Origin of the sequence: Pedobacter chitinilyticus (assembly GCF_003313385.1) — a bacterium.
Classification (GTDB): domain Bacteria; phylum Bacteroidota; class Bacteroidia; order Sphingobacteriales; family Sphingobacteriaceae; genus Pedobacter; species Pedobacter chitinilyticus.
Genome location: NZ_QMHN01000004.1, coordinates 285,200 through 298,444 on the forward strand (window position 1 = coordinate 285,200; position 13,245 = coordinate 298,444).

General features: G+C 40.0%; 11 protein-coding genes. 2 read left to right on the forward strand and 9 right to left on the reverse strand.

Going from position 1 to position 13,245, the window contains the following annotated elements; translation table 11 throughout:
* Positions 1–192: 192 nt before the first annotated feature.
* Together DUT70_RS13995 and DUT70_RS14000 are read right to left on the reverse strand one after the other, a co-directional pair.
* Positions 193–1,620, reverse strand: coding sequence for an L-serine ammonia-lyase (locus tag DUT70_RS13995; protein ID WP_113647966.1), 1,428 nt, complete (start codon positions 1,618–1,620; stop codon positions 193–195).
* Positions 1,621–1,662: 42 nt separating this feature from the next.
* On the reverse strand, positions 1,663–2,316 hold the full coding sequence (locus DUT70_RS14000; protein ID WP_113647967.1) for a LexA family transcriptional regulator: 654 nt from the start codon (positions 2,314–2,316) through the stop codon (positions 1,663–1,665).
* 203 nt (positions 2,317–2,519) lie between these two features.
* On the opposite strand from DUT70_RS14000, the gene DUT70_RS14005 reads away from it, so the two are divergent.
* Positions 2,520–3,119 carry a hypothetical protein gene (locus DUT70_RS14005; protein WP_113647968.1) on the forward strand — a complete coding sequence of 200 codons (600 nt, stop codon included), beginning with the start codon at positions 2,520–2,522 and terminating at the stop codon, positions 3,117–3,119.
* 13 nt (positions 3,120–3,132) lie between these two features.
* Positions 3,133–3,948 carry a HEPN domain-containing protein gene (locus DUT70_RS14010; RefSeq protein WP_113647969.1) on the forward strand — a complete coding sequence of 272 codons (816 nt, stop codon included), beginning with the start codon at positions 3,133–3,135 and terminating at the stop codon, positions 3,946–3,948.
* Here the strand turns inward: DUT70_RS14010 and DUT70_RS14015 are convergent.
* The 7 genes from DUT70_RS14015 to DUT70_RS14045 all read right to left on the reverse strand — a co-directional run bounded on the left by DUT70_RS14015 (position 3,931) and on the right by DUT70_RS14045 (position 13,214).
* Positions 3,931–4,590 (reverse strand): MgtC/SapB family protein, encoded by a 660-nt coding sequence (locus tag DUT70_RS14015; RefSeq protein ID WP_113647970.1) that lies wholly within the window; start codon positions 4,588–4,590, stop codon positions 3,931–3,933. The two genes, DUT70_RS14010 and DUT70_RS14015, sit on opposite strands and share 18 nt — an antisense overlap.
* Before the next feature lie 563 nt (positions 4,591–5,153).
* Positions 5,154–6,794 carry a chaperonin GroEL gene (groL, locus tag DUT70_RS14020; RefSeq protein ID WP_113647971.1) on the reverse strand — a complete coding sequence of 547 codons (1,641 nt, stop codon included), beginning with the start codon at positions 6,792–6,794 and terminating at the stop codon, positions 5,154–5,156.
* A 156-nt stretch (positions 6,795–6,950) separates the two neighbouring features.
* A complete protein-coding gene (locus DUT70_RS14025) occupies positions 6,951–7,229 on the reverse strand; it encodes a co-chaperone GroES (protein WP_113647972.1) in 279 nt (92 codons plus the stop codon).
* A gap of 897 nt (positions 7,230–8,126) precedes the next feature.
* On the reverse strand, positions 8,127–8,522 hold the full coding sequence (locus DUT70_RS14030; RefSeq protein ID WP_113647973.1) for a hypothetical protein: 396 nt from the start codon (positions 8,520–8,522) through the stop codon (positions 8,127–8,129).
* A gap of 68 nt (positions 8,523–8,590) precedes the next feature.
* Positions 8,591–11,185, reverse strand: a complete 2,595-nt coding sequence (locus tag DUT70_RS14035) for a BamA/TamA family outer membrane protein (protein ID WP_113647974.1) — start codon at positions 11,183–11,185, stop codon at positions 8,591–8,593.
* A 161-nt stretch (positions 11,186–11,346) separates the two neighbouring features.
* Positions 11,347–11,709: a preprotein translocase subunit SecG gene (secG, locus tag DUT70_RS14040; protein WP_113647975.1), complete on the reverse strand. Its 363-nt coding sequence runs from the start codon at positions 11,707–11,709 to the stop codon at positions 11,347–11,349.
* Positions 11,710–11,723: 14 nt separating this feature from the next.
* The gene (locus DUT70_RS14045; protein ID WP_113647976.1) at positions 11,724–13,214 is read right to left on the reverse strand and encodes a hypothetical protein; all 1,491 of its coding nucleotides are present in this window, start codon (positions 13,212–13,214) and stop codon (positions 11,724–11,726) included.
* Positions 13,215–13,245: the final 31 nt, after the last annotated feature.

The following is a 13,245-nucleotide window of genomic DNA, read 5'->3' on the forward strand; positions in this document are numbered from 1 at the left end:
TTTTCCGCTGATTTTATACACAGATGCCCTTCCCAAGAGCTTTTCTCTTCCTTTTAGGGAGAGATGCCGAAGGCAGAGAGGGTTTTATATGTAATCTATTCCCAACCTTTCCGAAGAATAGGCACAGGTATTCTCCTAAAAATGAGTGGCGATTTGCTGTTTAAAACTTTTAACTCGCAACTCGCAACTCCACTAACACTCTGGTAAACTAATAGGCACTTTTGTTGCCAAACCACCATCAGAAGTTTCTTTGTATTTGACGTTCATATCTAAAGCGGTTTCCCACATGGTATTTACCACAGCATCTAAACTTACTTTAGCTTTATCTGGATTACTTTGTAGGGCCAATTGACTTGCCGTGATGGCTTTAATGGCTCCCATAGTATTGCGTTCGATACAAGGGATTTGCACTAGGCCGCCAATTGGATCACAAGTTAGACCTAAGTGGTGCTCCATGGCTATTTCTGCAGCCATAAGCACCTGCCTTTGCGAGCCGCCTAAACATTCGGTTAAAGCTGCTGCTGCCATTGCTGATGATACGCCAATCTCTGCCTGACAGCCACCCATCGCTGCAGAAATGGTTGCTCCTTTTTTAAAGATGCTGCCAATTTCGCTGGCACAAGCAATAAACTGAATAATCTTATCTTCGGTATAGCCGTTGCAAAAGGTAATGAAATATTGTAATACCGCTGGAATAACGCCCGATGCGCCATTGGTAGGAGCGGTTACCACTCGTCCAAAAGCAGCATTTTCTTCGTTCACAGCTAGGGCAAAACAACTTACCCAGTCTAAAATATAATTGAAACCCATTCCGCCGTTGCGAATTGCGGTAATCCAGCTGTCATAGTCATGATAGGTTTGTTGGCCAATTAAGCGTTGGTTCAACTTTGCTGCTCTACGCGCAACCTCTAAACCACCTGGTAAAAACCCCGAAGTATGGCAACCTCTATAGATACATTCGTTAATTACTTTAAAATGTTGCAAAATGCCTTTTTTGGTTTCGGCTTCTGGACGCCAAGCTGCCTCATTTTCCATCACAATTTCGCTCACCTTTAAGCCTGTGGTTAAGCACCAATGCAAAAGCTCGCTGGCCTTTTCAACAGGAAATGGCAGTTCAACTTGTTCCTTCTCACTGCTGTCTTGTCCTTCTTTTACCACAAATCCGCCACCTATGCTATAGTAGGTTTCAGATATCGCTTTTCCGGTAGATAAAAAGGCTTGAAAGGTTACCGCATTAGGGTGAAATGGTAAGCTTTCGGCAAATAGAAAAATAAGGTCTTCTTGATAAGAAAAATCAATGTTGAAATGACCTGCAAGCCTTAACTTTTGCTCATCTTTAATTTGAGCAATAGTGCTATCAATGGCATTTACATCAAATGTTACGGGGTCGCCGCCAGCCAACCCCAATAAAATGGCGATATCAGTTCCGTGTCCCTTTCCAGTTTTGGCTAAGGATCCGTACAGTAAAATTTTCACTTGCTCCACATCGGCCAATACACCTTGGGCAGCTAAACTGCTGGTAAATTGTTGTGCAGCTCGCCAAGGGCCAAGCGTGTGCGAACTGGATGGGCCAATCCCTATCTTAAAGATGTCAAAAACTGATATTTGTTCATTTGGCATAAAGCAAAGCTATGAACTTTTTAATACAAAACGCTATCAGCGCTAAATCATATTTCGGGTAATTTTTCCTTTAATGATATAAAGAGAAACGATTTCCTTTTTGTTGATGATGGTATCCCCTTTAAAGTTTGGATTTGAAGATCTTAGGATAATTTTATTTGGATCTGGATGTTCATGTAAGATTTTGATGGTTCTTAAGCTATTGGAGTTTTCGCTGGTCATGATGACATAAGCTTCGCCCCATTGTATTATCTCATGGTTGGTAATTTCTTTTACGGCAATGATTTCTCCAGAAGCATATTTAGGGTACATACTATCGCCATACACTGGTAAATATGCTGCACAATCATTAAAAGGGCGGTAGTTTACGAAGTAATCAGGCTTTTCTTCCATCACTTTTAGGTTTTCACCTTTGGTTTCAGAAAGATTAATATTGTAATATGGCACGCCTACGCCTTCGCTGATCTTAGGACCAGTCGCAAGAAAAGGTTCGCCAGTTCCATTCTCCAGCCAATCAATATTTACATGTAAACTTTGGCTTAGCTTATACTTAATTGAAGCTGATATTTTCAAGCCTCCTTTTGCCCTCAAAATATCAGAAAGTGAACCTGGTTGAATGCCTAAGCGATAAGCAAAATCTTTTTGGCTAAGATTTAGTTCGCTAATTATAAATTTTAGTCGTTGATTTTCAGTCAATTGGTAGTTGTGTTAGTAAAAATTCTAATTTTAATTAGATTTTATTAGAAAAATCTAATTATGTTTATCCTATGCAAATTAGTAAAAATTGCAATTAAAATAAAGCCGTTCCCCACAAAGCAAGTTTTACCGCCTCTTCAAATATTTTAATTGCAATGATAGCTGCTACCTACTAGTAAAATCATTAATTAAAATATACTCCTATGGAACAGAAAGATCTTAATCTGGATTTAATGACGCTTTATGCTGCCAAATATGATGAAGCAAGGCTGAAAACTGTGGTTTTTGACGATTATTTGGATCCTTATCTATTGTTTAAGGACTTCTTTAGCGTGTCAACCATTGATGAACATTTGCTGGCCCTTAAAAAGATGTATCGCAGCGCTATTCGCTTAACCCGCATAAAGGCAGCTCCAGCCGATGTAATTTTTGACAGAGAGCTTTTTAGCTGTTTGTTAAATGCTGCTTGGGTGATTGACCAAACTGGGATCAGATTTGCGCAAACTAATGTAAAGTATGAATGTGTTGGCCAGAGTGGGGGAGCGTTGAGCAGTGAAAAAATAGCACGTTATTTAACTGATGTTGAAGTTGCGGATCCTTACTTGGGCATTAATACTGTGTTTAAGGAAATGGATTTGCAGAAATTGCATTTGGTGTTGAACGAATGGCTTAAGTTGGCCTTATGTAAAAATGAGTTTGAAGAGGATTATAGGGGTAGGCGAAAGCTTTATAAAGGTATAGTGAAGGTGTTTATTTGTTGCTGGTTAATTTACGAAGGCGAGATTGTTTCATTGAATTTTTAATAGGCTAGTGTTTATGGAAAATACATTTTTATTAGCCCAGCCCCAAAATAACAGGTTACGTAAGATATTGGATTTAATGACTAACGTGATGCCTATTGGAATGATTTTTAATGTGAGTAAAAAGGTTGATTATTTTGATTTGATTGTGGTTTTAGATAGGCATTGTACTTATGTTTCGAAAAGTATTGATGTTTTGATGGAACCTGCCTTACTTCGTTTTTCGAATTGTGTTTACTCTTTGCATACTTTTTCGAGTGTTAGCCAGCAAATACAGGGAGGTAATTTGTTTTATTGTACTGTGTGTGTACCTGAAAATGTGATCTATAAAACAGAAGCCACGACTTTACAATTGCCTTTTAATTCTCAAGTCTTTAAGCAGCAGGTATTGAGTTATCATAGGGCTTTTGAAAAGGAAATGGAGATTGGAAAGCAGTTTTTAAATGGTGCGGTTTGGTATATTGAGCGTAAGATTTTAGGCTTGGCTACCTTTATGTTGCATCAAGCAACGGAGCTGGTTTATCGTTCATTTTTAAGTGCGCTTGGAGATAAAGTAGTTAGAACGCATGATTTAAATAAGTTGAGAAAATATTTACAACGGTTTGTGCCTGAAATATTAGGCGTTTTTGATGAGGATGAAATGATGGAAACAAGGCTTTTGAGCTTGCTGGAGAAAGCTTATTGCGATGCTCGATATCATGCACTTTATCAAATTTCGTTTGCTAGGGTAAACAAATTGTTGGAAGGGGTTAAACGCTTGCACGAAAGGGCTATTGCTGCCCATAACAACCAGATGTTTAGCTGGACTGGCAACTTAGAAATCGAACTCTAAAATACTGCTGTCTTGCAGCATCGCTTCTACAAATTCGTGGTGGTTGGTGGGGCTTCCTATCACATCCCAAGTACCTGTAATGATACCGTTTGCTAGTTGGTGTTTGCCCCGACTAGGTTTTAGTTTGTGCTGTTTAAAGATAAGTTCGTAGTTGTCCAGATCTTTGTTTTGATATTTTTTGGCAATGCGGTAAGTGCGTTTGGTGAAGCGGCGATCGGCAATGTTTTCTACATAAGGAAATACCAGTAGCGAGATTACGACTACGCCTGTTACGCCAATGGCCTGAATGAAGTAGCCTGAACCTACGGCCATACCTATGGCGGCCACAATCCAGATTACGCAGGCGGTGGTTAGGCCTTTTACTCGGTTTTCTTCCTTAAATATTACGCCAGCTCCTAAGAAGCCAATACCTGTTACAATATTGGAGGCAATTCTATCGTGACTTACGTCGCCAATTTTAACAGAAAGTACGGTAAATAGGGCAGAGCCTAGGCCAATCATGATCATGGTTTTTAAGCCTGCCGATTTGCTGCGGTACTCACGTTCGGCGCCAATAATGCCACATAGCAAAATGGCCAATAAAAATTTATTGACTTCTGCTATTGTTAAAAATTGGTTTCTATCGCCTAGTATTTCCCACATGTGATAAATGTAAAGAGTAAAAAGTTAAAAGTGAAAAGTTTTTTGATAGTTCCGTAAGTTAGGAGGAACAAAGAGTAAGGAGCAAAGAATAAGGACTGGGTATGAACTGCATGATTGAAAACCTGCGAGGTTTAGGTGCGGTGCGAAGGTCTGGGATTGTTGTGCAATGTTTTTGCTCAGTAGCCCCGATTGCAGCGGAAATACTTTTTTGTATTTGCTGTTCTTTAATATGCTGTCATGCTGAGGAACGAGGCATCTGTTGGCTATGGAAATTCTTCGACAGGCTAAGGATGACAGTGGTTAACAAAAAAGATTGAAGCGGAAAGCGGGAGTGGCGGAGGATAGTAGCAGGGAGATTGTGCTTCTAAATTTTAGTATATCTTGAGATTGCTTTCCCGAATGGTCGGGATAAACTGTGCCTGGCAATGACGATTGTGGGGATAAAAAAATCCCTCAAAACTTTCGCTCTGAGGGATTTTCGTATGTTTTGTCATTTTGACGATAGGAGTAATCTGTATGAGATTCTTCGCTTCGCTCTGAATGACAGCAACGTCGGGATAATCTTACATCATGCCGCCCATGCCACCGCCCATTGGAGGGTGTGAATGTGCTCCAGCACCTGCTTCTTCTGGCTCGTCTGCCAATACTACCTCGGTAGTTAACAACATTGCGGCAATTGAAGCTGCGTTTTCCAAAGCTACACGAGATACTTTAGTTGGGTCGATAACGCCCGCACCAATTAAGTTCTCGTAAACATCTGTACGTGCATTGTAACCGAAATCGGCTTTGCCTTCTTTTACTTTTTGTACCACGATTGATCCTTCGATACCTGCGTTTTCGCAGATTTGGCGCAATGGCTCTTCGATAGCACGTTTAACGATGGCGATACCAGTAGTTTCGTCTTCGTTGTCGCCTTTTAGGTTAGCTAAAGCTTCTACCGCACGTATGAAAGCCACACCACCACCAGCAACAATACCTTCTTCTACCGCTGCACGAGTGGCATGTAAAGCATCGTCAACACGGTCTTTTTTCTCTTTCATTTCTACTTCCGAAGCAGCACCTACGTAAAGTACGGCAACACCACCAGAAAGTTTAGCTAAACGCTCTTGTAATTTTTCTTTATCGTAGTCTGAAGTAGTGGTCTCAATTTGAGCTTTGATTTGGCCCACACGAGCTTTGATATCTTCAGTTTTACCAGAACCGTTAATTACAGTTGTATTGTCTTTGTCGATAACTACTTTCTCTGCAGTACCTAAGTAAGTTAAATCAGCATTTTCTAATTTGTAACCTCTTTCTTCAGAAATTACGATACCACCAGTTAAGATAGCGATGTCTTCTAACATTGCTTTTCTTCTGTCGCCAAAGCCTGGAGCTTTAACAGCAGCCACTTTCAGTGAGCCACGGATTTTGTTTACTACCAAAGTAGCTAAGGCTTCGCCATCTAAATCTTCAGCAATAATTAAAAGCGGTTTACCAGTTTGAACTGTTTTTTCCAATACTGGCAACAATTCTTTCATGTTGCTGATTTTTTTATCGTAAATTAAGATGAAAGGAGAATCTAACTCTGCTTCCATTTTATCTGCATTGGTTACAAAGTATGGAGAAAGGTAACCTCTGTCGAACTGCATACCTTCTACCGTTTTCACTTCAGTTTCAGTACCTTTTGCTTCTTCAACAGTAATAACGCCATCTTTACCTACTTTTTGCATTGCTTCGGCAATTAACGAACCAATTACCTCGTCGTTGTTAGCAGAAATAGAAGCAACTTGTTTGATTTTGTTGTTGTCTTCGCCAACTGCTTGCGATTGCTCTTTTAAGTTAGCTACTACCGTAGTTACCGCTTTGTCGATACCACGTTTCAAGTCCATTGGATTTGCACCAGCAGCAACGTTTTTAATACCAGCAGCCACAATTGCTTGCGCTAAAACAGTAGCAGTGGTAGTTCCATCACCTGCAATATCAGCAGTTTTAGAAGCTACTTCTTTCACCATTTGAGCACCCATGTTTTCAATTGGGTCTTTTAAATCAATTTCTTTAGCTACCGAAACACCATCTTTAGTAATTGCTGGTGAACCGAATTTTTTATCGATAATTACGTTACGTCCTTTTGGACCTAAAGTTACTTTTACTGCATTTGCTAAAGTGTCAACACCTTTTTTCAGTGCGTCACGAGCTTCAACGTTATATTTTACTTGTTTTGCCATTTCTTTATGAAATTTTGAATGATTGTATGAGAGAATGATTAAATATTCCCTCGGGTTTTATTTAAAATTTTGAATGATTGAGTTTTGAATGAATGAATATAGGTAAGGCGTACATCCTATTCTATCATTCATTAATTCTAAATTCAGTCATTATTTTTATCCAATTACAGCGTAAATATCGCTTTCACGCATAATTAAATACTCTTTTCCTTCGTGAGATACTTCAGTACCAGCAAATTTGCCATAAAGCACTACGTCGCCAACTTTTACAGTCATTGGTTCATCTTTTTTACCAGCACCAACAGCAACTACTGTTCCTTGTTGAGGTTTTTCTTTTGCAGTATCAGGGATATAGATACCAGAAGCCGTTTTTTCTTCAGCAGGTGCAGCTTCTACCACAATCCTGTCTCCAATTGGTTTTAAATTTAAAGCCATAACTCTAATAATATTATTTTGATTTTAAAATGTTTAAATTAACAGTATAACTGTCATCAGTTTTTATGCCAATAGGTTTTGGGTTGACAAAATTTCACCGCTTTGACAGTTGAGGTAAAGATAGTTTATTTTTAGGTGTCAGAGTGACAGGATGTTCTTTAAAAACCGCAGTGTTTATTTTCTAGAAGCGCAACAGCTAAGGCCATCTTTTTCCGCCAGTCCCGCTATCCGCTTTACTTCGCCTGCGGCTTCATGCCCGCTACTATCGGGGCTAGTTAACCCAAGCCATTATCATAAAATAAGGACCAACTTGAGTGTACATTACTGGCTTTGTGGTTGACGGTGCGCTGCCCACGGCAGGAAGGCGTCAACCATAGGTAAATTTGGTCCTGCCTATGGCAGGAAGCTGTCAACCTTAGGTGGACGGGCTGCTGCTTTAGTATTTGGGTCGTCCACCTAAGGTTGATGGGGTCTCGCTATGGTCGGTAAGGTTTTAACCTTTAATCCTCTCTTGGAATAACAAGAGAGTTAAACGTTTCACTTTGTTAGCGGCGGGGATTGGTAGGAGTTTCGTTATTGTTAAGGCGGCGCAACTAAAGAGATTCTTCGCTTCGCTCTGAATGACAAAATGCACATGGCTAATATTAATGGTTGCTTAACCAGCACATTAACTTTCCATCTTGTCATTCCGACGATAGGAGGAATCTCAATGGTTTCACTTTGTTAGTGGCGGGATTGGTAAGTTTCACTATTGTTAAAGGCGTCACAACTGAAGAGATTCTTCGCTTCGCTCTGAATGACAAAATGCACATGGCTAATATTAATGGTTGCTTAACCAGCGTATTAACTTCCCGTCTTTTCATTCCGACGATAGGAGGAATCTCTAAGCTTTCTATACTAATGCTTTCTAAAAGTCAATTCAACTTTTATAGAATTGCTTGGGAGATCGTGAATCTCACCGATGATCACGATCTCTTTTTTCGAGTTCCAACGTAGAACAGAGGTGGCACTGCTTTCACCTCGCGTTAAGGTGATAGAATTTTCTGTCGCAGTAAAAGTTCCATTATCTGATAATTTACCGTCTTGATAAGATTTAAAAGTATTATCGCTAAATACAATATAGGATTCCCCTATTTTGTAGGTTATATTTTCTTCAGTTTTTGTATCCTTACTGGTTTGTACTACATATAATTTAGTTTGATTCCATCTTCCTTCAAGTTTCTCTTGAGGGTCTTTTTTACAGGCGGTAAAGGTGGTGAAGGCAATAAATAATAAGAATAGCGTTCTTTTCATTTTTGAATAAGCGTAAATTAACAGATGCGCTAAAGTAATGATAATTTAGGCAACATCCATTTTAGATGTTAAAAACGGAAGCCCATCCCCACGTAGGTCATGGTGCTTTCTTTCGAGGTACCTATCACCGCTTGTAGTAACAGAAGGTCGGCAGGGGAGAAGAAGATACCGCCGCCATAGCCGTTGTGCCAAGTGTTGGATTGAACACCTTTAGACCAAACTCGTCCGATATCGTGGAAACCAATTAAGCCAACTTTGCCAGGGAAAAGATAGGAGTTGAAATCAAGGACTTTTAACCTTAGCTCAAGATTGTTGAAAGCCAGTGAAGTACCTGTAAAGCGGCCTCTATAAAAACCTCTTAAGTTCACAGATCCACCCAGTTTAACCATCTGGAAAAATGCGGGATCGCCTGCATTCGCTGCTAAGCCACTGCGATTGGCAATTACGAAAGTACCATGCCCATCGGGATTAAGGTAAGCGGTAAAATCAGTATGGAAAGTGCCCGAACGTAAATGGTTTTCGTTCAATTGTTGAAGCCCCCTAAGTGTAGTTTGCCAGTAAAGACCTTTGGTAGGCATTAACGGATTGTTCCTCGTATCGTAAATAGCCGTGAATTTTAAGCCAGTATACCATTTAGTGCTAAAGACATTTTCGCTAGGAAAGGTACTTTGGTAAAGCCCCAAGAATTTATTGCTGTTATTGGAATAGGCACTATTATAAAACTGGTTGCTAATGCCGGCACTTAATTCGAAATTACCAAAGCGACGTTTTAAGCTGATATCGGCATCTACCAAATCATATCGGTTACGGAAAAATGGTATTTTGTCATCCTGATCGTTGTCAAACTCACCATCCTCATCAGGCAAGTAGGCTATAAATTTAGAGTCATTACCGACGCCAAAAAAATTGCCGACGTTGTTTGGGCCTTGCGAAGAGGCTTTAATGTTGAGGTCGTAATTGCCAATAAGTTTCTTCCAGTCGGCCTCGTAAGCTATGGTGAATGATTTTCGAGGGATGGAGTAATTAGCAATCAGTTCATGTTTAAAAGCGTAAGGTTCTTTTCTAAATCCGTGCTTCGTATCTCTAAAGCCAAAATTTACGGATACGCCATTATCATTGTTGTACTCAGGGAGTACTACTATTTCAAACCTGTCGTAAGCAAAGCTCTTGCGGTTATAACTGTGAACAGCGGTATCGTTTGATAATTTAAATGCTGCCAGCTTTTTGTCGGGAAGGCTGTTCTTGCCATCCTTGTTGTCGTATATCAACAGCTTATTGGCATTTGCAAAACCGTTGTCAATTTGATAGGAATCCGAATCTTGTCCACCTATTAGGCGCACCTTAATGCTCGACTTGTGCTGACCTTTTACTTCAAAAGCATTATTGCCGCCATAACCATACAGCCTAATTTCTTTGGTCACTTGCGGAATGAATGTGCGTTGGTAAATAATCCCTTCTACATTGCCTTCTTTTTTGGTTTTATAGATGGTCACCGCTATTTCTCCATTTTCGCGGTAATCCAACACCAGCTTTTCATGCTTGTCGCTGGCAGGAATGTCAATGTAAATCGAAATAAATTGATAGTAGCTTATCGCTTGTTTGGCGAGGTTGTTTCGTCTTTGGATAAAGGTTTCGGCCAATCGCTTGCCCGAAATTTCATAAACTGCAGGCGGCATCCTTTTCATGGCACGATAGACAAGTGAATCGGGTAGGTGTTGTTGTACATAAGCAACTTGCTCTTCCCAATCTTGCTGGTTAAGGCCATTTAGAAATGAACGGTCAAAATATCTAGCATTAAAATTCCATCCGTTGATATCCCTTATTTCATTTTTATAAGGTTGAAATTTAGACTTTAGCCATTGGTGCGATACAATCCAAGGGAAAATACCCGACGTTTGATAATACACTTGGTCACGGTCTCGGGGAATTGGCGTGTATGTCACTTGTTTGCCTACCTTGTTTTTGTCCCATCTCCATTGGTCCTCATGTCTGTCCCAGTCGCCAAGCAGCATATCCAATAAACGTGCCCTCAACACCGTTTTTTGGTCTATTAGCTCATCATTATCCTTCTGTAGGTTTTTAATCAGTTTATCGGTGTTGACACTTTTTTCGCTTTCATCGGGAATGCGTTCTTCGAACAGGAAAACCTGATTGGCAAAATCTTTTCGGTATTCACCAAGTCCTGGGTCATCGGCTACGTAAACCACTTCAGGGTTCATGTGCGGGATATTGAGCGCATTGGCCAAAGGAGGTACGGTAAGTGCGGCAAATGGGTTAGCTGTGGTTACCTGATCCTGCAATATATCTTTGGCAATGGTTTCTTTAAGGTTTTCGGGAAGGGCTCTTTCTGGATATTTTTGTAAGGTGCGCAACACATATTGGCGTCCAGCGTTATCCTCTAGTCTTAAGGAACGCGTTTGCATACCACCGCCCAGCTTTACAATCTTAAGTCCACCTTTTTCCTGCTGAATGTTGAATACTCTTATTTTAACTGGAGCTGCCCAAGTTTTACGGTAGTTTTCGCCAAAGAAAAAGCGATGGAGCTTACCGACATGGTCATAGGTAGGGGCAACGGTAATTTGTATACTATCGGCCCTGTTTTGTGAGTTTGCTGAGTTGGAAAAGAGCAAACAGCCGAAAACGATGAGGAGTAATTTTTTCAAGAAAATAAAATGACTTTCTCAAATATAGAAAATAAATGCTGGGTAGCAATTTGAGCAAGTGTAGATTGTGGGAGAGGTTTAGTTGAATAAAACGTGTTGTACAAAAAAACTCCTTGGCAGTTAACCAAGGAGCTTACATTTATATTTCGTTTTGTAGAAATCTATTTTTTGGTAGTGTCAGCAGTTTTAGGTGCTGTTGCTGCAGGAGCTTGTTTAGTAGTTGGTAAGCCGCCACCAATTGGAGAAGGCGTTGCTGCTTTATTGATATGCTCATCAATTTTTGAACCAGTACCAGTAGTTGAACCTGATTTGCTCATTGCGGTAATCGCTAAAGAGAAAACCACGATTAAAGCTAATAAAACCCAAGTTCCTTTTTCTAGTACATCGCCAGTACGTTGTACACCAAACATATTGCTGCTAGCGCCACCAGTAGCTAAACCGCCACCTTTAGGGTTTTGTATCAATACAAATAGACCTAGTGCTACGCATACAATTACCAATAAAACAATAAATAAGATTAACATATCGTATAATAATTTTAAATTTTCTTTTCCAAAGACTGTATAAGGTCGGCAAAGTAACGGCTTTTTTCTGGAAATTTCAAACTTAATTTTTGATAAGTATCTATCGCCTTGTGATAAAGCATTTGCTCGATATAGATTTGTGCTAAAGTTTCAGATACCATGTCGTAATTGTCCTCGGCACTTCGTTTAGCTTTGTTCTCGTTGTTGATTTGATGTGGCTTTAGCGCCTTTATTTGTGGGTCGTTTTTAATGAACGAATCAATAATTTTACTTTCTTTCCTTGGGCTTTCGGTTGTTGGAACTGGTACATCCTGCCCAGGTTCAAAAGGAGCCTGTATGTGAAAGATATTCTCTATGTATTGTTGCTGCAAATCTGGCGTTGGTGAATTTGCTTTCGCAGGAGAAGCAAAAGGCCTAAAAATCTGCTCGTGGTCTTTACGCGTTTTTGCCAACCACCATAAAAAGGTGAATGGAAGTTTATCATCATCATATTTGCTAATGATATTTTCTTTGGCAGAAACTTCTTCTGCAATGCTTTCTGGTTGCGGCGGCGCTGGAAGTTCTTCTACTTCTTCAATCTCTTCTTCTTCCTCTGGGGCAGCTTCGGTTTCAAAACTAGGATCAAAAGCAAAGAAGTTAGCCTTGGTTAAGCTTTCATCATTTTGTTCCTCAGCTTTATCTGCAACATTGTCAACTTGTGGTTCAACAATAAGCTCCTCTTCAATAATTTCTATTTCCTCGGCTTCTTCAGTTCTATTTTCTTCAAGGGCTGTCTCTTCAACGCTCTTTTCTTCAGTTTCAGCTTTTGATAAATGTTCATCAGTAAGCGTCACTTCGCCAATCTCCTCAAAAATTTCTTGGTCATCAGCTTCTTTCACTTCAACTTCTGGAGAAATGGCCTCATCATTTACTTCCAGTGTAGGTTCACAAACCTTAATGACCTCATTGGGTAATGGTTCCAGATTTTCAATCTCTGGGACCACAAAATCTTGAGGAATGGTTTTGGTTTCTTGAACAGCGGTCGGTTCAACAGCTTCAACACCTTCTGATTTTTCGGCCTCTTTGATTGGTTCCTTTAAAATCACTTCGTGAGGCAAAGGCTCCAAATTTTCAATTTCGGGCGCATCGGCAATGGAAGCTGGTGGTGTTGCCTCTGTAGGAATTGTTGTTGGTACTTCTTCAGTATTTTTAGCAGCAATTGCTATTTGCTGTTGATTGTTCCAAACGGGATTGTTCACCACCGCTATTTCTTCAACTGCTTGTAGATGTGGCTGATGTAATACACGATGTAAAATACTTCCGTTGGTGTATAAAGCTGCTTTGGTAAGTGTACTTTGCTGTTCGGTATTTCCGTTGCCAGCTTTGGCTAACAGTAGGTATAATGGCTGAAAATAGGGATAATCTTCAACAAGATTTTGCAAAAATGGAATATCTTCTTGTGTGACCAAAGCTGGCCTAGCAAGTAGTTTTTCCAATTGTTGCGTTTTCTCTATATTCAACTCCATTGCGCTAAGTTAACAAATGAAAATACATTTT

What these genes read in the sequence shown, in the direction of transcription:
- DUT70_RS13995 (WP_113647966.1), bottom strand. Translation starts at nt 1,620, where the DNA reads ATGCCAAATGAACAAATATCAGTTTTTGACATCTTTAAGATAGGGATT.
- DUT70_RS14005 (WP_113647968.1), top strand. Translation starts at nt 2,520, where the DNA reads ATGGAACAGAAAGATCTTAATCTGGATTTAATGACGCTTTATGCTGCC.
- DUT70_RS14010 (WP_113647969.1), top strand. Translation starts at nt 3,133, where the DNA reads ATGGAAAATACATTTTTATTAGCCCAGCCCCAAAATAACAGGTTACGT.
- DUT70_RS14015 (WP_113647970.1), bottom strand. Translation starts at nt 4,590, where the DNA reads ATGTGGGAAATACTAGGCGATAGAAACCAATTTTTAACAATAGCAGAA.
- groL (WP_113647971.1), bottom strand. Translation starts at nt 6,794, where the DNA reads ATGGCAAAACAAGTAAAATATAACGTTGAAGCTCGTGACGCACTGAAA.
- DUT70_RS14025 (WP_113647972.1), bottom strand. Translation starts at nt 7,229, where the DNA reads ATGGCTTTAAATTTAAAACCAATTGGAGACAGGATTGTGGTAGAAGCT.
- DUT70_RS14030 (WP_113647973.1), bottom strand. Translation starts at nt 8,522, where the DNA reads ATGAAAAGAACGCTATTCTTATTATTTATTGCCTTCACCACCTTTACC.
- secG (WP_113647975.1), bottom strand. Translation starts at nt 11,709, where the DNA reads ATGTTAATCTTATTTATTGTTTTATTGGTAATTGTATGCGTAGCACTA.
- DUT70_RS14045 (WP_113647976.1), bottom strand. Translation starts at nt 13,214, where the DNA reads ATGGAGTTGAATATAGAGAAAACGCAACAATTGGAAAAACTACTTGCT.